This window comes from Peteryoungia ipomoeae, assembly GCF_004912165.1.
GTDB lineage: Bacteria > Pseudomonadota > Alphaproteobacteria > Rhizobiales > Rhizobiaceae > Allorhizobium > Allorhizobium ipomoeae.
Map to the genome: position 1 here is coordinate 20,209 of NZ_STGV01000008.1, position 22,193 is coordinate 42,401.

20 protein-coding genes are annotated in these 22,193 nt (G+C 60.0%); 16 read left to right on the forward strand and 4 right to left on the reverse strand.

Annotated elements, in window-relative coordinates; translation table 11 throughout:
- Positions 1-4: 4 nt before the first annotated feature.
- The 4 genes from nirK to FAA97_RS19300 all read left to right on the forward strand — a co-directional run bounded on the left by nirK (position 5) and on the right by FAA97_RS19300 (position 3,456).
- Complete coding sequence (gene nirK, locus FAA97_RS19285) at positions 5-1,144, forward strand: copper-containing nitrite reductase (protein ID WP_136600207.1); 1,140 nt, start codon at positions 5-7, stop codon at positions 1,142-1,144.
- A gap of 73 nt (positions 1,145-1,217) precedes the next feature.
- The gene (locus FAA97_RS19290) at positions 1,218-2,111 is read left to right on the forward strand and encodes an SUMF1/EgtB/PvdO family nonheme iron enzyme (protein ID WP_136600208.1); all 894 of its coding nucleotides are present in this window, start codon (positions 1,218-1,220) and stop codon (positions 2,109-2,111) included.
- A gap of 98 nt (positions 2,112-2,209) precedes the next feature.
- Positions 2,210-2,911: a Crp/Fnr family transcriptional regulator gene (locus FAA97_RS19295; protein WP_136600209.1), complete on the forward strand. Its 702-nt coding sequence runs from the start codon at positions 2,210-2,212 to the stop codon at positions 2,909-2,911.
- Between the two features lie 104 nt (positions 2,912-3,015).
- Positions 3,016-3,456 carry a pseudoazurin gene (locus FAA97_RS19300; RefSeq protein ID WP_136600210.1) on the forward strand — a complete coding sequence of 147 codons (441 nt, stop codon included), beginning with the start codon at positions 3,016-3,018 and terminating at the stop codon, positions 3,454-3,456.
- Between the two features lie 134 nt (positions 3,457-3,590).
- Here the strand turns inward: FAA97_RS19300 and FAA97_RS19305 are convergent, their stop codons facing one another.
- Positions 3,591-4,256 carry a TetR/AcrR family transcriptional regulator gene (locus FAA97_RS19305; protein ID WP_168801055.1) on the reverse strand — a complete coding sequence of 222 codons (666 nt, stop codon included), beginning with the start codon at positions 4,254-4,256 and terminating at the stop codon, positions 3,591-3,593.
- Positions 4,257-4,447: 191 nt separating this feature from the next.
- Between FAA97_RS19305 and FAA97_RS19310 the strand changes: the two genes are divergently transcribed.
- From FAA97_RS19310 to FAA97_RS19365, 12 genes are all read left to right on the forward strand, one after another.
- The gene (locus FAA97_RS19310; protein WP_136600212.1) at positions 4,448-5,335 is read left to right on the forward strand and encodes a shikimate dehydrogenase; all 888 of its coding nucleotides are present in this window, start codon (positions 4,448-4,450) and stop codon (positions 5,333-5,335) included.
- 122 nt (positions 5,336-5,457) lie between these two features.
- Positions 5,458-6,450: a TRAP transporter substrate-binding protein DctP gene (gene dctP, locus FAA97_RS19315; protein WP_136600213.1), complete on the forward strand. Its 993-nt coding sequence runs from the start codon at positions 5,458-5,460 to the stop codon at positions 6,448-6,450.
- A 68-nt stretch (positions 6,451-6,518) separates the two neighbouring features.
- Entirely contained in the window at positions 6,519-7,037 is a 519-nt protein-coding gene (locus FAA97_RS19320) for a TRAP transporter small permease (protein WP_136600214.1), read from the forward strand.
- Positions 7,034-8,335: a TRAP transporter large permease gene (locus tag FAA97_RS19325; RefSeq protein ID WP_136600215.1), complete on the forward strand. Its 1,302-nt coding sequence runs from the start codon at positions 7,034-7,036 to the stop codon at positions 8,333-8,335. The genes FAA97_RS19320 and FAA97_RS19325 overlap by 4 nt, the downstream gene beginning before the upstream one ends.
- 10 nt (positions 8,336-8,345) lie before the next feature.
- The gene (locus FAA97_RS19330; protein ID WP_136600216.1) at positions 8,346-8,795 is read left to right on the forward strand and encodes a type II 3-dehydroquinate dehydratase; all 450 of its coding nucleotides are present in this window, start codon (positions 8,346-8,348) and stop codon (positions 8,793-8,795) included.
- Positions 8,796-8,826: 31 nt separating this feature from the next.
- Entirely contained in the window at positions 8,827-10,716 is a 1,890-nt protein-coding gene (locus FAA97_RS19335; protein ID WP_136600217.1) for a bifunctional sugar phosphate isomerase/epimerase/4-hydroxyphenylpyruvate dioxygenase family protein, read from the forward strand.
- Positions 10,717-10,849: 133 nt separating this feature from the next.
- The gene (locus FAA97_RS19340; protein ID WP_136600218.1) at positions 10,850-11,920 is read left to right on the forward strand and encodes a LacI family DNA-binding transcriptional regulator; all 1,071 of its coding nucleotides are present in this window, start codon (positions 10,850-10,852) and stop codon (positions 11,918-11,920) included.
- A 155-nt stretch (positions 11,921-12,075) separates the two neighbouring features.
- The gene (locus tag FAA97_RS19345) at positions 12,076-13,344 is read left to right on the forward strand and encodes an ABC transporter substrate-binding protein (protein WP_136600219.1); all 1,269 of its coding nucleotides are present in this window, start codon (positions 12,076-12,078) and stop codon (positions 13,342-13,344) included.
- Positions 13,345-13,473: 129 nt separating this feature from the next.
- Positions 13,474-14,370, forward strand: coding sequence for a carbohydrate ABC transporter permease (locus FAA97_RS19350; protein ID WP_136600220.1), 897 nt, complete (start codon positions 13,474-13,476; stop codon positions 14,368-14,370).
- The gene (locus FAA97_RS19355; RefSeq protein ID WP_136600221.1) at positions 14,367-15,185 is read left to right on the forward strand and encodes a carbohydrate ABC transporter permease; all 819 of its coding nucleotides are present in this window, start codon (positions 14,367-14,369) and stop codon (positions 15,183-15,185) included. The genes FAA97_RS19350 and FAA97_RS19355 overlap by 4 nt, the downstream gene beginning before the upstream one ends.
- 9 nt (positions 15,186-15,194) lie before the next feature.
- Complete coding sequence (locus FAA97_RS19360; RefSeq protein ID WP_136600222.1) at positions 15,195-17,438, forward strand: glycoside hydrolase family 2 protein; 2,244 nt, start codon at positions 15,195-15,197, stop codon at positions 17,436-17,438.
- Between the two features lie 11 nt (positions 17,439-17,449).
- Positions 17,450-18,541: an ABC transporter ATP-binding protein gene (locus FAA97_RS19365; RefSeq protein WP_136600223.1), complete on the forward strand. Its 1,092-nt coding sequence runs from the start codon at positions 17,450-17,452 to the stop codon at positions 18,539-18,541.
- Positions 18,542-18,631: 90 nt separating this feature from the next.
- On the opposite strand, the gene FAA97_RS19370 is transcribed toward FAA97_RS19365, so the two are convergent.
- Genes FAA97_RS19370 through coxB form a run of 3 tightly spaced genes read right to left on the reverse strand, consistent with a single transcriptional unit; the run spans position 18,632 to position 22,189 of the window.
- Positions 18,632-18,967, reverse strand: a complete 336-nt coding sequence (locus FAA97_RS19370; protein ID WP_136600224.1) for a hypothetical protein — start codon at positions 18,965-18,967, stop codon at positions 18,632-18,634.
- A 1-nt stretch (position 18,968) separates the two neighbouring features.
- Positions 18,969-21,494, reverse strand: a complete 2,526-nt coding sequence (ctaD, locus tag FAA97_RS19375; protein ID WP_136600225.1) for a cytochrome c oxidase subunit I — start codon at positions 21,492-21,494, stop codon at positions 18,969-18,971.
- Complete coding sequence (gene coxB / locus FAA97_RS19380; RefSeq protein WP_136600226.1) at positions 21,491-22,189, reverse strand: cytochrome c oxidase subunit II; 699 nt, start codon at positions 22,187-22,189, stop codon at positions 21,491-21,493. Before coxB ends, ctaD begins: the two co-directional genes overlap by 4 nt.
- Positions 22,190-22,193: the final 4 nt, after the last annotated feature.

Sequence of the window (22,193 nt, forward strand, 5' to 3'; positions counted from 1 at the left end):
GATCATGACGCAGGGCCTCAATTTGACCAGACGAACAATGCTTGCGGGGGCTGTTTTCGCAAGCGCTCTCGTGCCTGTCATGACGGGCACGGTGGCACGCGCCGAAGGCGGTGACATCAACACGAATTCTGCGGCTGTGGCCGCGGATATCGCCAAGCTCGAGCGGGTCAAGGTAGACTTGGTCGCACCTCCCTTCGTCCATGCCCATACACAGAAGGCAGAAGGTGCGCCGAAGGTTGTCGAGTTCACGCTGACGATCGAGGAAAAGAAGATCGTCGTCGATGATGCCGGCACCGAAGTGCATGCCATGACCTTCAACGGTTCGGTGCCGGGTCCGATGATGGTGGTGCATCAGGACGATTACGTCGAGGTGACCCTGATCAATCCCGATACCAACACGCTTCAGCACAATATCGATTTCCACTCGGCCACGGGTGCTCTGGGCGGTGGCGCGCTGACGCTCGTCAATCCGGGTGAAACGGCTGTTCTACGCTTCAAGGCCACCAAGGCCGGCGTTTTCGTCTATCACTGCGCCCCTCCCGGAATGGTGCCTTGGCATGTCACCTCGGGCATGAACGGTGCGATCATGGTTCTGCCGCGGGAAGGCCTGAAGGATCACAAGGGCAATGATCTGCCTTACGACAAGGCCTACTATGTCGGCGAGCAGGATTTCTACGTGCCGAAGGATGCCGACGGCAACTACAAGAAATACGAGAGCGCCGGTGACGCCTATGCCGACGTGCTTGAAGTCATGAACACGCTCACCCCGAGCCACATCGTCTTCAACGGCGCGGTCGGGGCACTGACCGGCGACAAGGCGATGACGGCGGAAGTGGGCGACCGGGTGCTGATCCTGCATTCGCAGGCCAACCGCGACACCCGCCCGCACCTGATCGGTGGCCACGGCGACTATGTCTGGGCAACCGGCAAGTTCGCCAACCCGCCGGAGCTCGACCAGGAGACCTGGTTCATTCCCGGCGGTGCGGCGGGTGCTGCCTACTATACCTTCCAGCAGCCGGGCATCTACGCCTATGTGAACCACAACTTGATCGAAGCCTTCGAAAAGGGCGCAGCCGCCCACTTCAAGGTCACCGGCGACTGGAACGACGATCTCATGACCGCCGTGGTCAAGCCGCAAAGCTGATTGTCAACGTCAGCCCGGGGCGCTCGATGGGGCGCCCCGGGGGCTTTCCTTCTCAAACGCTGTGGAAATCGCCATGTTCGGCGCCCTCACCCCACCCAGACATTTCAATTCGGTCGGTTCGGTGGCCTTGCCGCTTTTCCTGATCGGCAGTCTGTCGATCGCGGTCGTTTTACAGTCCGGCATTGTGCGGCTGGAGGGAGCAACGGTCCCCGCGCCACAGACCATCTCGGTTGCCCCCGGCGCATTCGCCTATCGTCAGCCGGGTGAATTTTATCGTGCGGGCTATGCGGTTGACGGACCCAAGACAGAGGAAACCATGGTGGCCCCGGTCACCATCATGAAATACCAGGTGAGCACCCAGGACTACGATGCCTGTGTCGCCGATGGTGCCTGCCCGGCGCGGGAATCGGCTACGCCATCGCGCGCGGACATGCCGGTTACCGGCGTCAGCCATGACGATGCGACCGACTATGCGCACTGGTTTTCGGAAAAGAGCGGCGGCGTCTGGCGGCTGCCAAGTGACGCGGAACTGGCCTTTGCTGCCGGCTCAAAGTTCCCGGATGATGCGCTTGGCATCGACCCGGACAATCGAAACCCGGCCTTGCGCTGGCTGGCGGACTATGAGCGCGAAGCGGCTCGCAAGAGATCGAAGGAGCCCGAGCCGCTCCCCTATGGAAGCTTTGGCGAAAACGAGCATGGTCTGGCTGATTTTGCAGGCAATATCTGGGAATGGACGACCACCTGCAATCGTCGGGTCGATCTTGCCAAGAATGGACAGACCGTTTCGAGCGAAGCCTGCGGTGTTTACATCGCTGCCGGCAAACACAGATCACCACTGAGTTCGTTCGTTCGCGATCCAAAAAGCGGTGGCTGCTCAGTCGGAGTTCCTCCTGATCACGTCGGATTCCGGCTGGTTGAAGATCGTCGCTGGTACGCTCCCTTGCTCTTTTCGATCGGTGCCTTGTAAGATAGGTTATACCAGTCGTATGGAGCGCTCGCCGGAGCCGCCGGTGTCGGGCTTCTTGATCCGGTGACCGCTCGCTGAGGGCGGTGAAGGGATTTGTTTTGAAGCTTGATCGAACAATCATTAAGTCTTTGTCATTGTTCGACAAGATGACCGATGAAGAGCTGGATGCCCTGCTTGTTCCCGCTCAAACGCGACGACTGCCGATTGGTGAGACCGTTTTTGAACAGGGTCAACCAGCCTCCTATTTCTTTCTGCTTCTGCATGGTCGTCTCAAGGTTACCCAAGTCACCAGTGCCGGCCAGCAGATCATTGTCCGCGTCGTCCATCCGGGTGATCTTTTCGGCTTTGCCAAGGCGTTGCAACGAAGCGATTATCCAGGAACGGCATTGGCCGCCGCAGAAAGCATTGTTCTGTCGTGGCCTACCGAGCAGTGGCCGAAATTTGTCGAGCGAAATCCGAGGCTTGCTGTCAGTGCCATGGAGACAATCGGGCAGCGGCTCGAAGAGGCGCATGTCCGCATCCGCGAAATGTCTACGCAGGAAGTCGAAAAGCGCGTGGCGCACACCGTGCTTAGGCTTGCCCAGAAGGCAGGACGCGCAGAGGCTGCGGGCATACGGATCGACTTCCCGATTTCAAGGCAAGATATCGCCGAGATGACCGGCACGACGGTTCATACAGTCTCGCGCATATTGAGTGCCTGGGAGAGCAGGGGGCTGATCGAAGGTGGCCGGCAGAAGCTCCTCGTCTGCGATATGGCTGAACTGGCATCGCTGGCGGAATCGCTTCCCGAGCGCAGATAACTGCGTAAAGCGCCCCTTACTTGATATTGCGCAAAGAAGGCTCCGCAAGCCTGGCCTATCTCTTGCTCAACGGAACGAGGTGTTCCTGTGTAAGGAGATGAGAAATGAAACTTCGTAGTGCAACAATGGCCGCCATTATTCTGCTTGCGACCCCGGCGCTTTCGCTCGCTGCCGATTTCGAAGTCAAGATGCTCAACAAGGGCGCCGAAGGCGCCATGGTTTTCGAGCCGGCAGGCCTGAAGATCGCCCCCGGCGACAGCGTGACCTTCATCCCGACCGACAAGGGCCACAATGCTGAAGTCATCAAGGGCATGATCCCTGAGGGCGCTGCGGAGTTCAAGGGCAAGATGAACGAACAGATCAAGGTGACCTTTGATGTGCCGGGGCTCTACGGCGTAAAATGCGCTCCCCATGTTGGCATGGGCATGGTGGCAGCCATCGTCGTTGGCGATGCACCTGCCGCCAATCTCGATGCCTTCAACGCTGCCAAGCTTCCGAAAAAGGCCCGCGAGCGCATCGACGCAGCCGTTGCCGCCGCGAAGTAAACCCATCCAATCGATGAGCCTGTGATCGATGCCGCCGGGAACTGATGTTTCCCGGCGGCATCAATTTTCGGTCGGGGTGGAGGAAACCGGCATTCCTGTTGTTCCCCATTCAGTAGAGCGCTGACGGGCCGCACTCAGCTTCCGCCTTCCCCTGCGAGATTGTCAGATCGCAGATAGGAGAGGACAGCATCCGTTATCAATGATTTATGGCGCGCATAGAGGTTGGCTTCCGAGAGGTCGCGCTCGAAAATGGTGCCGAATGTATAGCGGTTCGAGACGCGGAAGAAGCAGAAGGCGCTGATCAGCATGTGCACGTCGATCGCGTCCGCCTGCCGCTTGAATGCACCGGTCGCAAGGCCCCGATCAAGAATGTCCTGAATCGTTCGGATAACCGAGATGTTGAGGTCGGCAATCACGCTCGATCGCTTCATATGCATGGCGTGATGGATATTCTCGATGCTCACCAGCCGCACGAAATCAGGATTCTCTTCATCGTGATCGAAGGTCGTTCCGATCAGCTGACGCAAGGCTTCTTGTGGCGGTAGAGCGGAAAGCTGAAGGTCTGACTCCAGCGACCGTATCTTGCGATAGGCCCGCTCCAGCACGGCAAGGTATAGCCCTTCCTTGCTGCCGTAGTAGTAGTAGATCATTCGCTTTGAGGTGCGCGTCTTTTCGGCGATTGAATCGACCCTCGCGCCCGAGAGCCCGAATTCGGAAAATTCTTCTGTCGCAACCTCAAGAATGTCTTCCCTCGTTCGTTCAGGGTCATTCTTGCGCGCGTCCTTCGCGGTCTTTGCCATCTTATCCGCCCCCCCAGGCCAGCGGTCGCTGCTCATCGTGCCGCGCGCCGGTTTTTCCGTTCATAGAACTCCACCATCGTCACATCAAGTGTCGAAGGCATTGACACTAACTAGTTCGTACAATATTGCTGATCTTGGTTGGGAGGCCGCTTGGCGATGATGATTGCCGGGCATGGAAGACGGGAGCGGGCATGACGCAGCAGCGGAATGAGGTGAAGGCCGGATTGATCGGCTTTGGCATTCAGCGCTCGCTGACCCCCGCCATGCACGTGCGCGAAGGCCGCGCCCACGGTCTTGCCTATTCCTACGAGCTTATCGATCTTGCCGAACGCAAGATGACCGCGGACGATCTTGAGGCGCTGATTTCGGAAGCGGAGGCGCGCGGATTTTCCGGATTGAACATCACGTATCCCTGCAAACAGCGCGTGCTCGCGCATCTGACCGATATCTCCGATGACGCCCGGCGCCTGGGTGCGGTCAATACTGTTGTCTTGCGAGACGGCAAACGGATCGGACACAATACGGACTGGTCCGGCTTCGCCGAGGGGCTCCGCCTTCAGTTGCCGGATGCCGATATGTCCCGCGTCGTGCAGATCGGGGCGGGCGGCGCCGGTGCTGCCACGGCCTTTGCCGTGTTGCAGATGGGGGCACGGCAGCTGACGATTTTCGACATAGACAAGGCGCGCTCGGCTGAGCTTGCAGCCGACATGGCAACGCTGTTCCCGGAGGCGGAGGTGCTTGCCGGCCAAGACCTTGGCGCGACCATGCTGTCGGCCACGGGCCTGGTGCATGCGACACCCATGGGAATGGACAGGCATCCGGGCTTGCCCCTGTCCGCCGAACTGCTGAACCCGCCGATCTGGGTGGCGGAAATCGTTTATTTTCCATTGGAAACGGCCTTGTTGCAGGCCGCGCGGCACCGTGGCTGCCAGGTGGCCAATGGTGGTGGCATGGCTGTCTTCCAGGCGGTCGGCGCCTTTGCGCTGTTTACGGGGCTTGCGCCAGATGCTGAGCGGATGCTGGCCCACTTCGCAGAGCTTACCGGTGCCGGCGGAGCTGTTCTGGCGCAGCCCGCCTGATGCGATAGACTTCTCGGCAGAGGCTGCCGGAAAGCGATGCGTTTTCGTCGATCGGTTTTGGCCGGTCAGGGAGAGAAAGGATCCCGAAGCCCGAGGAGGGGCCGGGACAAGAGGAGGAAGACATGATGATGGAAATTTCACGCCGCATGTTTCTGGCAGGATCGGTCGCTCTCGGCGCCATGATGGGCGTCTCCATGCCGGCACTTGCCCAGGAGCCGGTGACGCTCAAACTTTCGGCCGTGTTCTCCGAGCAGGACATCCGCGCCGGCATGGTCAAGATGTTTGCCGACGAGCTGAAGGATGGCTTCAAGGTCGAGCCCTTCTTCGGTGGCACCTTGTTCAAGCAGGGCACCGAACTCGTTGCGCTGCAGCGCGGCAACCTGCAGATGGGCAATATCGCGCCGCAGGATATCGCCAAGCAGGTGCCGGAATGGTCGGTCCTGTCCTCTGCCTATCTCTTCCGTGATGCTGCCCATGTCCGCGCTTTCTTCGCAAGCGACGTCGGCGCGGAATTCAAGAAGATGGCTGAAGAAAAGGCAGGCGTTTACATACTCGGGCCAACCTATTTCGGCGCCCGCCAGGTCGGTCTGAAAAGCGACAAGAAGATCTCCACGCCAGCCGATCTTTCAGGCGTGAAGCTGCGCATGCCGGGCGGCGATGCCTGGCAGTTCCTCGGCGAAGCACTCGGTGCCAACCCTGTGCCTATGGCTTATGCCGAAGTTTATACCGGCCTGCAGACCGGCGCGATCGACGGTCAGGACAATCCGCTGCCGAACGTGAAGAACATGAAATTCTATGAAGTCATGTCGCAGATCGTCATGACCTCGCATCTGATCGGCTACGACCTCCTCACAATCTCTGCAGAAACGTGGAAGTCTCTTTCGCCAGAGCAGCAGGCCAAGGTTCAGGCCGCCGCCGACAAGGCGATGCAGTGGAGCGAAGAGCAGCACCTTGCCCAGGAAAAGACGCTGGTCGAGGAATTCAAGGCTGCCGGCCTTGAGATCTACGAACCCGACGTCGCAGCTTTCCGCAAGTTCGCGCAAGAGAAATACCTTGCTTCCGATCTCGCCAAGTCCTGGCCCGAAGGTATTCTCGACAAGGTTGGCGCACTCTGAGCTCATCCCAGTGAGATCCGGGAGCCGGACAAGTTCCGGCTCCCGTTCCATCAGAAAGGGCTCGGCCTATGAACAGACAACTTTCCCCCATCGGGAGCTGGCTCAGGCACCGGGCGGAGAACCTGCTCGCCATGATGCTGCTGGCGATGTTCGTGATCTTCCTGTTGCAGATCTTCTCGCGCTATCTCTTCAATCTGTCGATTGGCTGGACCCATGAGGCAAGTGTGGCGCTTTGGATCTGGATGGTTCTGTTCGGCTCTGCCTTCGTTGTGCGCGAAGTCGATGAGATAAGGTTCGACCTGTTCTGGGGTGCGGCGACGGCGCGCGGCCTACGGGTGATGCAGGTCATCGGCTCTGCCAGTCTCGTGGCGCTCTTCACCTGGTCGCTGCCCGCCGTCATCGACTATGTCAGCTTCATGAAGGTGGAGAGCACGGCGTATCTGAAGATCCGCTTCGACCTTCTCTATTCCATCTATGTCGTCTTCGCGATCGCCATGATCGTGCGCCATCTCTGGCTCTGCGTGCTCGCGATCCGCGGCAAGGCGCCCGAGGGCTTCGACCCGACGAAAGCGAGTTCCGGCGTATGAACCTTGCCAGTCCCTTTTCCCTCGCACTCGTGGCGATCACGGCGCTCGCCTTTCTGGGCCTGCCCATTGGCCTCTCGATGATCTGCGGCTCCATTCTTTATCTGGCGCTGTCCGGTGCCGATATGGGCATCGTCGCCGAGCAGTTCCTCAACGGCATGTATTCGAACTATGTCATCCTGGCCGTGCCGCTCTTCATCCTGGCAGCCGAACTGATGAATATCGGCTCGATGACTGAACGGCTTTTGTCTTTCTGCAACGTTCTGGTTGGCCGCTTTCGCGGTGGCCTGGCGCAGGTTAACGTCGTTCAGAGCATCATCTTTGCTGGCATGTCCGGCTCGGCGATTGCCGATGCCGCAGGGACCGGCAGCATGATGCAGAAGCTGATGACGGATGGAAACCGCTACACGCCGAGCTTTGCGGCGGCATTGACCGCCGTCACCTCGGTAATCGGCCCGATCATTCCGCCGTCGATCCCCATGGTGATCTATGCGCTCGTGTCTGATGCCTCGATCGGCTATCTGTTCCTTGCCGGCATGGTTCCCGGCCTGCTGATGGCCGGCCTGCAGATGGTCCAGGTTGCGATCACCGCCCGGCGGCAGAATTTCCCGGTCGAGGAGCCCGTTCCCCTGCGCGAGATCCCCGGCATTACCTGGCGGGCACTGCCAGCTCTCTTCATGCCGGTTCTGCTTCTTGGCTGCATCTACTCCGGCGTCACGACGCCCACCGAGGCAGCCGCACTCGCTGCAGCCTATGCGCTGCTTGTTTCCGCGGTTCTCTATCGCAGCATCCGTTGGGACGCGCTCTACCGGGCGCTTCTATCGAGCAGCAAGACAACCGCTTCGATCGGCATGCTGATCGCCGGCGCCCTGGTCTTCAATTATGTGATCACCATCGAGAACATTCCCGAAAGCATCAAGGGTGTGCTGACCAGTTGGGATATGTCGCCGGTGGTCTTCCTGATCTTCGTCAACATCCTGCTCTTGCTGCTCGGCTGTTTCCTCGAGGGCACGACCATCCTGCTGATCGTGGTACCGGTGCTCATTCCGACGGCGCAGGCGCTTGGCATCGATCTCGTGCATTTCGGCGTGGTCGTGGTGGTCAACATCATGCTGGGGCTGGTGACGCCACCCTATGGCCTGCTGCTCTTCATCGTGGCGAAAATCTCCGGTGCGCCGCTGCGTGACATAGTTCGTGATGCCCTGCCGTTCATTCTCTGGATGGCGCTGTGCCTGGCCGTGATCACCTTCATCCCGGATGTTGTCCTATGGCTTCCACGCCTTCTCGGTTACCAGGGTTGAGGAAAAGGTCATGATCGATCAGAAGCCGCTTTTCATCCTGAACGGACCGAACCTCAATCGGCTCGGCAGGCGCGAGCCGGACATCTACGGGCATCATACACTGGCCGACGTGGAGGCCTGGTGCCGCGAGGCTGCCGGCGATTGGCCGGTCGTCTTTCGCCAGACGAACAGTGAGGACGTGTTGATCGACTCCGTCCATGAGGCGATCGATGAGGGATGTGGGATCCTGATCAACCCGGCGGCTTTTACCTTCACGTCGCTGGCGCTTCTGGATGCGCTGAAGATGTTCAAAGGTCCGATCATCGAGTTCCACATATCCAACGTTCACCGGCGTGAAGAGATCTATCACAAATCCCTGGTCTCAAAAACGGCGACAGCCGTCATGGCGGGGCTTGGGGCAACGGGCTACCCGCATGCGGTGCGGGCGCTGAAGCTTCTGGTATCCGAAGGCAAACGGTGAGGCCGCATCAGGCGAGACGGAGAATACGGCGATGAAAACCTCGATTGCGACGGTCTCGATCAGCGGCGAATTCGAAGAAAAGCTCTCAGCCATTGCCCGAGCCGGCTTCGACGGCATCGAGATCTTTGAGAACGACTTTCTGGCTTTCGACCGATCGCCCGCAGATGTCGGCCAGATGGTGCGCGATCACGGGCTGACGGTGTCGCTGTTCCAGCCCTTTCGCGACTTCGAGGGCATGCCTGAACCATTTCGCAGCCGAAACTTCGACCGCGCTGAACGCAAGTTCGACCTGATGGCCGAACTTGGCACGGATCTGATGTTGATCTGCTCGAATACCTCGCCGGTATCGCTGGGCGGCATTGATCGCGCGGCGGCGGACTTCCGCGAACTTGGCGAGCGTGCGGCCAAGCGCGGTCTGCGTGTCGGCTATGAAGCGCTTGCCTGGGGTCGCCACATTCATGATCACCGCGATGCCTGGGAGATCGTTCGCCGCGCCGATCACCCGAATATCGGCCTGATCCTCGACAGCTTCCACACGCTTGCTCGAAAGATCGATGTGAATTCGATCCGCTCGATCCCGGGCGACCGGATCTTCATCGTCCAGCTTGCCGATGCGCCGCTGATCGAGATGGATCTCCTCTATTGGTCGCGCCACTTCCGAAATATGCCGGGTGAAGGCGATCTGGCTGTCACATCCTTCATGCAGGCGGTCGCGGCGACGGGGTATGACGGCTATCTTTCTTTGGAGATATTCAATGACCAGTTCCGCGGCGGGTCGCCCGAGGCAATCTCCCGCGATGGTCACCGGTCTCTCGTCTATCTGATGGATCAGGTTCGTCGTGTCGAGCCCGACATGCGCATCCCCGTTGTGCCGATGCCGGCGCGCAGCCAAGTCTCTGGTGTCGCGTTCATCGAGTTTGCCGTGGGTGACGACGATGGACGGGAACTCGAAGCACTGTTGAAAGTCCTCGGGTTCAAAACCGTTGGCCGCCATAGAACCAAGGCGGTGACGCTGATGCGACAGGGCGAGATCAACCTCGTGATCAACCGCGAGGAAAAGGGGTTCGCCAATGCCTCTTATCTCGTGCACGGCGCCAATGCCTATGCTTTCGGGCTGATGGTTGACGATGCGCTGGCCGCACATGCAAGGGCGCTTCAGCTCGGGTCGGAGGATTTTCGCCAGCCGGTCGGACCGGGAGAAATGCAGGTGCCGGCCATTCGCGGTGTCGGGGGAGGGGTTGTCTATTTCCTCGACCAGAAGACCGGGCTTGGCGCCATCTGGGATATCGAGTTCGAGCCGGTTTCCGATGTGGAAGAGGATCATGGCGCCATCGGCCTGACACGGATCGACCATCTTGCCCAGACGACGCATTATGAGGAAATGCTGACCTGGCTGCTTTTTTACACGTCGCAGCTTGCGACGAGGAAGACGCCCATGGTCGATATCATCGATCCTGCCGGCGTGATTCGAAGCCAGGTGGTTGAAACGGAGGACGGGAGGCTGCGGATAACGCTCAACGGGGCGGAAAACCGCAATACGCTTGCCGGACGGTTCATCACTGAAACATTCGGCTCGGGCATCCAGCACATCGCGTTCGAGACCGCCGACATCTTTGCCTCGGCCGAAGCGCTTGCCCAGAACGGCTTCAAGGCCCTCGCGATTTCGGCAAACTACTACGACGACATAGAGGCCCGCTTTGGGCTTGATCCGGTGCTGGTCGAGCGCATGAAAATGGCCAATATTCTCTACGACCGGGACGATCACGGCGAATATTTCCAACTTTATTCCCCGACCTATGGCGAGGGCTTTTTCTTCGAGATTGTCGAGCGCCGTGGTTACGCGGGCTATGGCGCACCCAATGCCATTTTCCGCATCGCGGCGCTCAAGCGGCATCTGCGACCGAAGGGCATGCCGAGGTAGTCCGATCCCGTGTCGGCTGCTGGCCTCCAGCATTGAACGAAATGCTTGTCTCCGTCACGCGCCTGGCCTAGTAAATATTTTCCGCTGATTTACTAGCAAGGTCGCAAATATCGGTGCGAGGGGACGGGACGTCGTGGTGACAATCAAGGAAATCGCGAAGGCCGTTGGCGTTTCGCCCGGCACGGTCTCGCGTGTGTTGAACTACGACCAGACGCTGTCCATCTCGGAAATCAAGCGGCAAGCCATCATCGAAACGGCGGAGGCGCTGAACTACGCAACTCCGCGCGCGCGCAAAAATGCATTGTTGCCACAGCTTTCCATCCCCATGGGGCTGCATGCGGAAGTCGCTGCAAGTATTGCCGTCATTCACTTCCTGGCACCGAACGAGGAACTCGTTGACCCTTATTACGTGGGCGTGCGGCTCGCTATCGAGGTGCGGTGTCGTGAATACAAGCTGGAAATTGCTCGGGTGTTCAATCCGGATGTTCCCGTTGATTTGGCACAGCTGGCGGGCATTTCAGCGGTGATCGTTGTTGGACATCGAGCCAAGGCTGAAATCGAGGCGATTGCCAGAATGTGCCCGCATCTCGTCATGGCGGATTATAATCCGCGCATGCCGCAGTTCGATTGCGTGCGGGCGGATCTGGGAGAGGCGACGACCTCCATTCTCGACAGCATGGAAAGCGCGGGATACCAGCGGATCGGGTTTGTCGGTGGCTATGAGCTGATGGACAACGAGGCGCTGCGGCAGGGTGAGCAGCGGTGCAAGGCCTATATCGAATGGCATCAAGCGCGGGGCCGCTTCGACGAGAACTTGCTGGCGCTCGGGCAGAGCGAGCGTTTCGGCCAGAACCTAAGGCTCGAAACGGGATATCAGCAGGCGAAATCGCTCATCGCACTTCAAAACAGGCCAGATGCCATTCTGGCTGCAAACGACAATATGGCGATCGGGACCTATCGCGCCATCCAGGAGGCAGGGCTCTCGATTCCGGAGGATATTGCTGTCGTTGCCTTCAACGACATTCCGGTTGCCCAGTTCCTGATGCCACCCCTCTCGACCATGCGCATTCCTGGCGAACTGATCGGAGAGGTGGCTGTGGACCTCCTGGTCGAGCGGCTGAATGGACGGGACTATTCCAAGCACGTGACGCTCCCAACGGAAATGATATGGCGCGGCAGTGCCCGCAAGCCTCCTGCTGACTAAGCAGTTGCACCGGTAATCCAGAGATTTCGACGGCTTACCGCAGCGCACAAAACTTTTAGTAAAAATTTTCTTGGCGCTCTCCCGATTTTCGGAAATAGTGGTAGCGAGGCAGGGGATGGAGCTGCCGCGTATCAACGACACCATGGGAGGAAGACATGGATTATTCTCGCGCGTTCAAGCGCTCGATTTCGGCCACCGTTGCTGGCGCCGCACTTCTATGCAGCACCGCCGCCTTTGCCGGTGAAGTCACCATCTGGTGCTGGGACCCGAACTTCAACGTCGCAATCATGAAGGAAGCGGCCGAGCGCTATACCGCCAAGCACCCCGACACGACCTTCAACATCGTGGATTTTGCCAAGGCCGATGTCGAGCAGAAGCTGCAGACCGGTCTCGCCTCGGGCATGACCGACACGCTGCCGGATATCGTGCTGATCGAGGACTACGGCGCGCAGAAGTATCTGCAGTCCTTCCCCGGTTCCTTTGCGGCGCTGACCGACAAGATCGATTATTCCGGCTTTGCCAAGTACAAGGTCGACCTGATGACGCTTGAGGGTCAGGTCTATGGCGTTCCCTTCGATTCCGGCGTCACCGGCCTTTACTATCGTACCGATTACCTGGAGCAGGCCGGCTACAAGCCCGCAGACATGGAGAACCTGACCTGGGACCGCTTCATTGAGATCGGCAAGGACATCAAGGCCAAGACCGGCCACGAGATGATGGCGCTGGACAGCAATGATGGCGGCCTGATCCGCATCATGATGCAGTCCGGCGGCCAGTGGTATTTCAACGACGACGGCAGCCTGAACATCACGGGCAATGCCGCCTTGAGGGCGGCGCTGGAAACCCAGGCCCGCATCGTGAACGAGGGCGTCGCCAAGCCGACCAGCGGCTGGAACGACGGTATCAACGCCCTGACCTCAGGCGATGTCGCCTCGGTGCTGATGGGCGTGTGGATCACCGGTACCGTCAAGTCGCAGGCCGATCAGGCCGGGAAATGGGCTTTGACCGCAATCCCGAAGCTCAATGTCGAGGGCGCTACGACGGCATCGAACCTCGGCGGTTCGAGCTGGTATGTGCTCGAGGCATCTGCCGAAAAGGATGAAGCGATCGACTTCCTCAACGAGGTCTATGCGAAGGATCTCGATTTCTACCAGAAGATCCTGACCGAGCGTGGCGCTGTCGGCTCGCTGCTCGCCGCCCGCACGGGGGAAGCCTATCAGAAGCCGGATGAGTTTTTCGGTGGTCAGACGGTCTGGCAAAACTTTGCCGATTGGCTCGTCCAGGTGCCGGCCGTGAACTACGGCATCTTCACCAACGAACTCGACACGGCTGTTACGGCAAACTTCCCCGCTTTGCTGAAGGGCACGCCGGTCGACGATGTTCTGAAGGCGATCGAGAGCCAGGCCGCCGGGCAGATCCAATAAACCCATCCCTCAGGGGCTTGGCGTTCGCGCTTGGCCTCTGTCCTCCCGGAGACGTGCGGCGGAAACGCCGCGCGGCTTCCGGTCGCAATACAAGGTTGATTGATCACTGATCGGGTTCGGGGATACCGCATGGCCACCACATCCAGATCGAGTTTGAAGCGATATTACGACGTGAACGGTTGGCTGTTCGTTGCGCCCGCCGTCGCGCTGATTGGCATTTTCCTGGTCTATCCGATCCTGCGCTCGCTTGCGCTCTCCTTCTATTCGGGCCGCGGGATGATGATGAGCTTCTCCGGCACCGGCAACCTCGTGCGCCTGTGGAACGACCCTGTCTTCTGGCAGGCGCTGCAAAACACGGTGATCTTCTTCATCGTCCAGGTGCCGATCATGATCACCATGGCGCTGATCCTGGCAGCCATGCTGAATAATCCGAAGCTGCGCTATTCCGGCCTGTTCCGGACGATGATCTTTCTGCCCTGCGTCTCGTCGCTGGTCGCCTATTCGATCCTGTTCAAGAGCATGTTCTCGCTGGATGGGGTCGTCAACAACACGCTGCTCGCCATCGGCATCATCGGCGAGCCAATCGGCTGGCTGACCGATCCCTTCTGGGCCAAGGTGTTGATCATCATCGCCATTACCTGGCGGTGGACCGGCTACAACATGATCTTCTATCTAGCAGCCCTGCAGAATATCGATCGCTCGATCTACGAGGCGGCGAAGATCGACGGCGTGCCGTCCTGGGGGCGCTTTGCGTTCCTCACCGTGCCGATGCTGAAGCCGGTCATCCTGTTCACCACGATCACCTCGACAATCGGCACGCTGCAGCTCTTCGATGAGGTCTACAATTTCACCGAAGGCAAGGGCGGGCCGGCCAATGCGACGCTGACGCTCTCGCTCTACATCTACAATCTGACCTTCCGATTCATGCCGAGCTTCGGTTACGCGGCAACCATTTCCTATGTTATCGTGCTGATGGTGGCTGTTCTCTCCTTCCTGCAATTCTATGCTGCGAGGGAACGCCGATGACTGCGCTTCGCCGCCGCCTGCCCGATATCGTGCAGTATGCCGTTCTGTCGCTTGCGGCCTTCCTGTCGATCTTCCCGTTCATCTGGATGGTGATTGGGGCGACCAATACGACGAGCGAGATCATCCGTGGCAAGGTCACCTTCGGCGCCGCGCTCCTCGACAACATCGCGTCCTTCTTCGCGCAGGTGGATGTGCCACTGGTGTTCTGGAATTCGGTGAAGATCGCGCTCGTCGGCACGGCGTTGACGCTGCTCGTTTCATCCCTTGCCGGCTACGGCTTCGAGATGTTCCGCTCCAGGCTTCGCGAGCGGGTCTATACATTGATCCTGCTGACGCTGATGGTGCCGTTTGCGGCCTTGATGATCCCGCTCTTCATGATGATGGGCAAGGCCGGGCTCCTCAACACCCATGCCGCGATCATGCTGCCGATGATCGCCTCCGCCTTCATCATCTTCTACTTCCGCCAGGCTTCCAAGGCGTTTCCGACCGAACTTCGCGATGCGGCGAAGGTGGATGGTCTCAAGGAATGGCAGATCTTCTTCTACATCTATGTTCCGGTGATGCGATCCACCTATGCGGCGGCCTTCGTCATCGTCTTCATGCTGAACTGGAACAACTATCTCTGGCCACTGATCGTGCTGCAGTCGAACGATACCAAGACGATCACGCTGGTCGTCTCGTCGCTCGCATCCGCCTATTCGCCCGAATACGGCACGGTGATGATCGGCACGATCCTTGCCACCCTTCCGACCCTTCTCGTCTTCTTCGCCATGCAACGCCAGTTCGTGCAGGGCATGCTCGGCTCCGTGAAATAGGACTTTGAAATGCGCATTATCGAGACTTTCAACCGAGACTGGAGCTTCCGCGCAGGCTTCGAGCCGGCTTTCGCCTCGGCTGCGCAGCCCGGCGAGACGATTCAGCTCCCCCATACGGCGGTCGAGCTTCCTTACAACTACTTCGACGAGAAGAGCTATCAGAAGGCCTTTACCTATCAGAAGGTGATCGCCTGGGATCCGCGCTTCGAGGGCAAGGAGGTTTCACTGGTCTTCGATGCCGCCATGGCCGACAGCGTCGTCTATCTGAACGGCGTCGAGGTAACCGCGCACAAGGATGGCTACACGCCTTTCGAGGCGCGGCTGACACCGCATCTGAAGGCCGGCGACAACCTGCTGACGGTGAAGATCGACGGTTCGGAAAACCCTGAGATCCCGCCCTTTGGCGGCGTCATCGACTATCTCACCTATGCGGGGATCTACCGGGACGTCTGGCTGAAGATCGCGGCGCCGGTTTCGATCGCGAACGTCAAGATCGAGACGCCGGATGTGCTTGCCGACACCAAGCAAGTGACCGCGAAGGTGTGGATTTCCAATCCGACCGATCAGGCGCTTTCCGGTAAGGTGACGGCTATACTCAAGGACGGCGCGGGGCAGGAGATTGCACGCAATGAGGCGAACGTTGCGGGCGCAGAAGTTTCGCTTGGCCTCTCTGGGCTTCAGGGCATCACGCTCTGGGATATCGACAATCCGGTTCTGTATCACCTCACGGTGGCGCTGGAGACCGCTGCCGGGACCGACGAAGTGACAAACCGCTTCGGCTTCCGCTCGGCTGAATACACGATCGAGGGCTTCAAGCTAAATGGTCGTGTGGTCAAGCTGCGGGGCCTCAATCGTCACCAGGCCTGGCCGCATCTGGGTTACGCCATGGGACGACGCGGCCAGGAGAAGGATGCCGACATCCTGAAATTCGATCTTGCCTGCAACATTGCCCGCACCTCGCACTATCCGCAGTCGAAATACTTCCTCGACCGATGCGACGAGATCGGGCTGCTCGTCTTCGAAGAGATCCCCGGCTGGCAGCATATCGGCGGAGATGCCTGGAAGGCGGAAAGCGTGCAGAATGTGCGCCGCATGATCGAGCGCGACTGGAACCATCCGTCGATCATCATCTGGGGGGTGCGTATCAACGAGAGTCAGGACAGCCATGATTTCTATGCCGAGACGAATGCCATGGCCCGCTCGCTCGATACGACCCGGCAAACCGGCGGCGTCCGTTACATCACCGAGAGCGAGTTGCTCGAAGATGTCTATACGATGAACGACTTCATTCTCGGCATGGAGGAAATGCCGGGCCACAACCGTGAGCGGCTGGTGCTGCGCGACCAGCGCGAGGTGACGGGGCTCGACCGCAAGGTGCCCTACATGATCACCGAATATGGCGGGCACATGTATCCGACCAAGCGCTTCGACCAGGAGCAGCGGCAGGCGGAGCATGTCGGACGGCATCTGGCGATCCTGAATGCGGCAGCCGGCGACCCGTCGATCTCCGGCTCTACCGGCTGGTGCATGTTCGACTACAACACCCACAAGGATTTCGGGTCCGGTGACCGCATCTGCTATCATGGCGTGACCGACATGTATCGCGAACCGAAATTCGCGGCCTATGCCTATGCTTCGCAGGGCGATCCAGCCGCCAAGGTGGTGATGCAGCCGGTCAGCTTCTGGGCGCGCGGCGAGCGCAATATCGGCGGGGTGCTGCCGCTCATCGTGCTGACCAATTGTGACTATGTGGAAATCCGCATGGGCCATATCGTCAAGCGGATCGAGCCCGATACCAAGACCTATCCGCATCTGCCGCATCCGCCCTGTATCCTTGACCACAGCATGGTGACGCCGGAGGAATTCGGCGAATGGGGCATGACCTGGCGGGACGGCGAACTTGTCGGCTTTATCAACGGCAAGGAAGTGGTTCGCCGCCATCTGCCGGCCGATCCGCTGCCGACGACGCTGGAGATCGCGGCTGACGATACCGAGCTTAGGGCCGGCGAGAAGGACACGGTTAGGGTGATCCTGCGGGCACTTGACCAGGGCGGCAACGTCATGGGCTTCTTCGACGATCCGGTTGAGGTCTCGCTTGAGGGCCCGGGCCGCATCGTCGGCCCCTCGCTTCTTTCCTTCAAGGGCGGCGCCGTCGGCGTCTATGTCGAAGCCGGAAACGAGGCCGGTCAATTGACGTTATCCGCGAACTGCCGTCCTTTCGGGACGCAACGCATCACCTTCAACGTCACCTGAGCGGGGATAAGATGGCAGAGGTTCGGCTCACCGATATCCGCAAGTCCTACGGCTCGCTCGAGGTCATCAAGGGGGTGAACCTTGAGGTTTCCTCCGGCGAATTCGTCGTCTTCGTTGGCCCGTCCGGCTGCGGCAAGTCCACGCTGCTGCGGATGATCGCAGGGCTTGAGGATATCTCCTCGGGCGAACTGACTATCGGCGGAACCGTGATGAACGATGTCGATCCGTCGAAACGCGGGATCGCCATGGTCTTCCAGACCTATGCGCTTTATCCGCATATGACTGTGCGTGAAAACATGGGCTTTGCCTTGCGCTTTGCCGGCATGGCGAAGGACGAGATTGCGCGGCGGGTTGATGCCGCCGCGAAGATCCTTGAACTCGATGCGCTGATGGACCGCAAGCCCAAGGCCCTGTCCGGCGGCCAGCGGCAGCGCGTGGCGATCGGTCGTGCGATCGTGCGCCAGCCAGATGTCTTCCTGTTCGACGAGCCGCTGTCGAACCTTGATGCGGAGCTGCGCGTGCATATGCGCGTCGAGATCGCCCGGCTGCACAAGGAGCTTAACGCCACCATCGTCTATGTCACGCATGACCAGGTCGAGGCGATGACCCTCGCCGACAAGATTGTCGTCATGCGTGGTGGCATCGTGGAGCAGGTGGGGGCGCCGCTCGCGCTCTACGACGACCCCGACAACATGTTCGTCGCGGGCTTTATCGGCTCGCCGCGGATGAATTTTTTGCCGGCAACGGTGGTCGGTCAGGTAGAAGGCGGCGCAGTCACGGTGGCGCTGACCGCGCGGCCCGAGACACGACTGACGTTCGCCTGCGCTGCGCCGCCGAAGACCGGCGACAGCGTGACGCTCGGCGTTCGGCCTGAGCACTTCTCATCCGATGGTGAGGGCGATGCGCAATTTACCGCCCATGTCGACGTCGTCGAACACCTTGGCAATACCAGCTATGTCTACGCCCATACGGTGCCCGGCGAGCAGATCATCATCGAACAGGAGGAACGGCGGCAGGGCGGTCGGCTGGGCGAGGAGATCACCGTCGGCCTATCCGCCAGGGCCTGTTTCCTCTTTGACGCGCTGGGCCGAAGGATCCGGTAACAGTTTGAGGCGTTCTCGCTGGCTTCCTCTCCATTTCCCTTTTGCCGCATTACCCCGCGCATTCGCGATCCGGGGTAGGTTCGCAATGGTCTAGCAGAGCGTCAGCCAGGCCACGCCCGCATAGACCAGAACCGTCGAAGCGAGGGCGGCGATTTGCAGCAATCGGGCGATGTCTGCGAGGATGCCGATGTTTTCAGATTGCGCAGTGCGACGAGCTTTTGTCGCGTGCCAGACCAGTGCACCGATCAGAGCAAGCATTGCCGCGAGCAGGGCAAGAAGGATCAGGCGCAGTGCCGAGATCGGTCCAATGGGAACTTCGTGCCACCCAAGATGGCAGCCGGTGGCCTGGACGCCATAGAGCAGAAGGAATCCCACGGACCAGACCAGGAAGCCCGAAAGCAGAAATGTGAAGCTCGGTGCCTTCATCTCAAACTCCTCCGGTGCCGGTCAGGCTTTGCAGGATGAAGGGGAAGGCCAGTCCGACAAGGCCTGTCACGGCGGTGTAATCGTGCCAGAGACGGCCAATGCGCAGGTCAAGCCTGCGTGCCTGCGAGATATAGCCGGTCCTCCACCGCCACAGCCCGTAAAGGGCAAGCAGAGCGCCGATGCCGGCATGCAGCAAGCCGTAGGCCGCGACGGCGAAGGCCGCGGCGGAGGCTGCGTGGCCTGTCGGGGCCGGGATCGAGGTCATGATGGTCGCCAAAGCGACGATGCTGACCAGATGTGCCGCAAGGACGACGCCGAGAGCTGACGAGGTCCGGCCGGCGCTGCCATCGGCATAGCGGCCGGCGATCGCGGCGATCGTCAGCGACGCCGCTGCGAGAAGCGCCGGCAGCGGAAAGGTGAAGTCGAGATTAGCCGGCGGCCAGTTCGGTGCGGACAGCCACAGGAAGAAGGCACCGAAGATCAGCGAGGTGTAGAGGGTGGCATCCGCGGCCAGGGCGAAGACGACGGCCCACCAGGATGGCGGCTGGTCGACTTCCTGGTGATGCCAGGCCTTTGAGCCGCGCCCGACCTCAAGCGGGCCTAAATCCTGTTTCAGGCCGGTCGACGGCGTCCACAGGAAGAACAGCACGATGACGACGATAAGCGCGATTGGCGTCAGCCAATAGAGCTTTGCCAGCAGGCTGGCGAAAAAGCCGGCCGTTGCGATCGCCGTCCAGAGCGGCAAGTAAGTCGGACCCGGCAGGACGACGACATGATCGAGGCGACCGTCTGTCATGTCGACGGTCAGGGTTTCCATCCAGCCGTTTCGCATGAAGCCGAGATAGCCACGTCCTGCGGCAAGCTCGGGGCCGAGCTGGCGCGGCTGTAACTGGTCGGCGCGGGTCTCGATATGCGGCAGGGAAGCGAAGTTGTAGGAGGGCGGCGGCGTCGGGGTCGCCCATTCCAGCGTCCCGGCCTCGAACGGGTCCCGGCGGAAGGGCTTGCCGTGAATGAAGAGCAGAATGAGGTCGAGGGCCACCAGCGCAAACCCGATCGTCATGATGAAGCCGCCCACCGAAGAAATGAAATTCAGAACCTCCCAGCCTGCTGCCTGCGGATATTCGAAAACCCGGCGCGGCATGCCGCGGAGCCCGGTCAGATGCATGATGAAGAAGGTTAGATTGAAGCCGATGAAGACCAGCCAGAAGGCGGGTTTCGAGAGGTGCTGCACCGGCTGGCGCCCGGCAATATGCGGTAGCCAGTAATAGGCTGCCGCCATCATCGGAAATACGAAGCCGCCGACGAGAACGTAGTGAAGGTGGGCGACGACAAAATGCGTGTCATGGGCCTGCCAGTCGAAGGGGACCATGGCAAGCATGACGCCGGTGAGACCGCCAGCGACGAAGACGAAGAAAAACCCGAAGACATGCAACATCGGAATGGACGAGCGGGGGCTGCCATGCGCCATCGTGGCAAGCCACGCGAAGATCTGGATGCCTGTGGGTATGGCGACCAGTGCGCTTGCGGCGGAAAAGAAGGATAGCGCCACATGCGGAATGCCAACCGTGTACATGTGGTGGACCCAGAGGCCGAAGGACAGGAAGGCCATGGCGACGATGGCAGCAACGATCAGCCCATAGCCTTCGAGCCTGGTGCGGCACAGCACCGGGATGATGGTCGAGAGCGCACCGGCGGCTGGCAGGAAGATGATGTAGACTTCCGGGTGGCCGAAAAGCCAGAAGAGATGCTGCCAGAGCAACGGATCGCCGCCGCGCGTCGGATCGAAGAAGGGGAGGTCGAAGGCGCGCTCAACCTCCAGCAGGATGGAGCCGAGGATGAGTGGAGGAAAGCCAATTAGCATCATGGCGGCAACGACCAGCATGTACCAGGCAAAGATCGGCATCCGTGTGAGCGACATCCCGGGTGAGCGCACCTTCAGAATCGTCACCAGGATTTCGATGGCAGCCGACAGCGCGGAAATTTCGACGAAGGTGATCCCGAGCAGCCAGACATCGGCGTTGATGCCGGGCGAATAGGGCCGCGACGAAAGCGGCGTGTACATGAACCAGCCGCCATCCGGCGCGATACCAAAGACAAGTGCCGCGACCAGAAACGAGCCGCCGAAAAGGTAGCACCAGTAGCCATAGGCCGACATGCGCGGAAAGGCGAGGTCACGGGCTCCCAGCATCTTCGGTAACAGGTAAATCGCCAGGCCCTCGAAGAAGGGGATGGCGAACAGGAACATCATGATGACGCCATGCATGGTAAAAACCTGGGCATATTGGGCGGCATCGAGAAAGGCGCTGCTGGTCGTGGCGAGCTGCGCACGGATCAGCATGGCGAGAACGCCGCCGATGGCGAAAAAAACCAGCGCTGTCAGCATGAAGCGTTTGCCAACCACTGTGTGGTTGACGGCGGACAGGCGTTCGAGGCCTTGTCCCGATCCCCAGACGGAATCCAGTTGGCGATGCAGGCGGATCGGTGTCGCAGGGGTCTCAAATCCGGTAACCGGTTTTGCTTCTGTCATGGCGCGGCCCCCCTTACGGACATCTCGGTCAGGCGTTGTTCGTAGAGTTCGGGCGGGTGGGCCTCGACGGTGAAGCGCATGGATGTGTGTCCGACACCGCAATATTCGGCACAGACGCCGCCATAGCGTCCGGCTACATCGGCCCTGATCCTCAGGGTCGTGATATGGCCGGGTACGGCATCGACCTTGCCCGCCAATCTGGGGATCCAGAAGCTGTGCACGACATCGTCACTGGTGACCTGAACCTCAACGACGCCGCCGACGGGAATGTGAAGTGTCTCTTCTGACGCGACATCCGGTCCAAGATCGGGATAGCGGAAATTCCAGCGCCACATGGCCCCCTTGGCTTCGACACGGGCGATCACCGGTTCCTTTTGCCATGCGCCAATCAGATACTCTCCCTGCGCCATGCCGTAGATCATCAGCGCGATCAACACGGGAACCGGCAGGACAAGGCCGCCCGCGATCATCCAGCCCTTCTGCGAGAGACCGCGGCCGAAGCCGGGTCGGAAGAACACCAGTGCAAACAGGACAAGCACAAGGGCGAGGATCGCTGCGGCACCTGCAAGCATGATCCACCAGAGATTGGCGATCGCGCCGGCGTAGGGACCTGCCGGATCCAGGGCCGACAGGTCTCCGGAACAGGAGGCGAGCGGCAGTGTGGAAACAGTCAGCAAACTGGCACGTTGGAACAATTGC

Coding starts and splice junctions, on each gene's coding strand:
- FAA97_RS19305 (WP_168801055.1), bottom strand. CDS start 4,256: ATGGCAAAGACCGCGAAGGACGCGCGCAAGAATGACCCTGAACGAACG.
- FAA97_RS19325 (WP_136600215.1), top strand. CDS start 7,034: ATGAACCTTGCCAGTCCCTTTTCCCTCGCACTCGTGGCGATCACGGCG.
- FAA97_RS19320 (WP_136600214.1), top strand. CDS start 6,519: ATGAACAGACAACTTTCCCCCATCGGGAGCTGGCTCAGGCACCGGGCG.
- FAA97_RS19345 (WP_136600219.1), top strand. CDS start 12,076: ATGGATTATTCTCGCGCGTTCAAGCGCTCGATTTCGGCCACCGTTGCT.
- FAA97_RS19360 (WP_136600222.1), top strand. CDS start 15,195: ATGCGCATTATCGAGACTTTCAACCGAGACTGGAGCTTCCGCGCAGGC.
- FAA97_RS19350 (WP_136600220.1), top strand. CDS start 13,474: ATGGCCACCACATCCAGATCGAGTTTGAAGCGATATTACGACGTGAAC.
- dctP (WP_136600213.1), top strand. CDS start 5,458: ATGATGATGGAAATTTCACGCCGCATGTTTCTGGCAGGATCGGTCGCT.
- ctaD (WP_136600225.1), bottom strand. CDS start 21,494: ATGACAGAAGCAAAACCGGTTACCGGATTTGAGACCCCTGCGACACCG.
- FAA97_RS19370 (WP_136600224.1), bottom strand. CDS start 18,967: ATGAAGGCACCGAGCTTCACATTTCTGCTTTCGGGCTTCCTGGTCTGG.
- FAA97_RS19330 (WP_136600216.1), top strand. CDS start 8,346: ATGATCGATCAGAAGCCGCTTTTCATCCTGAACGGACCGAACCTCAAT.
- FAA97_RS19355 (WP_136600221.1), top strand. CDS start 14,367: ATGACTGCGCTTCGCCGCCGCCTGCCCGATATCGTGCAGTATGCCGTT.
- FAA97_RS19300 (WP_136600210.1), top strand. CDS start 3,016: ATGAAACTTCGTAGTGCAACAATGGCCGCCATTATTCTGCTTGCGACC.
- nirK (WP_136600207.1), top strand. CDS start 5: ATGACGCAGGGCCTCAATTTGACCAGACGAACAATGCTTGCGGGGGCT.
- FAA97_RS19335 (WP_136600217.1), top strand. CDS start 8,827: ATGAAAACCTCGATTGCGACGGTCTCGATCAGCGGCGAATTCGAAGAA.
- FAA97_RS19290 (WP_136600208.1), top strand. CDS start 1,218: ATGTTCGGCGCCCTCACCCCACCCAGACATTTCAATTCGGTCGGTTCG.
- FAA97_RS19310 (WP_136600212.1), top strand. CDS start 4,448: ATGACGCAGCAGCGGAATGAGGTGAAGGCCGGATTGATCGGCTTTGGC.
- FAA97_RS19365 (WP_136600223.1), top strand. CDS start 17,450: ATGGCAGAGGTTCGGCTCACCGATATCCGCAAGTCCTACGGCTCGCTC.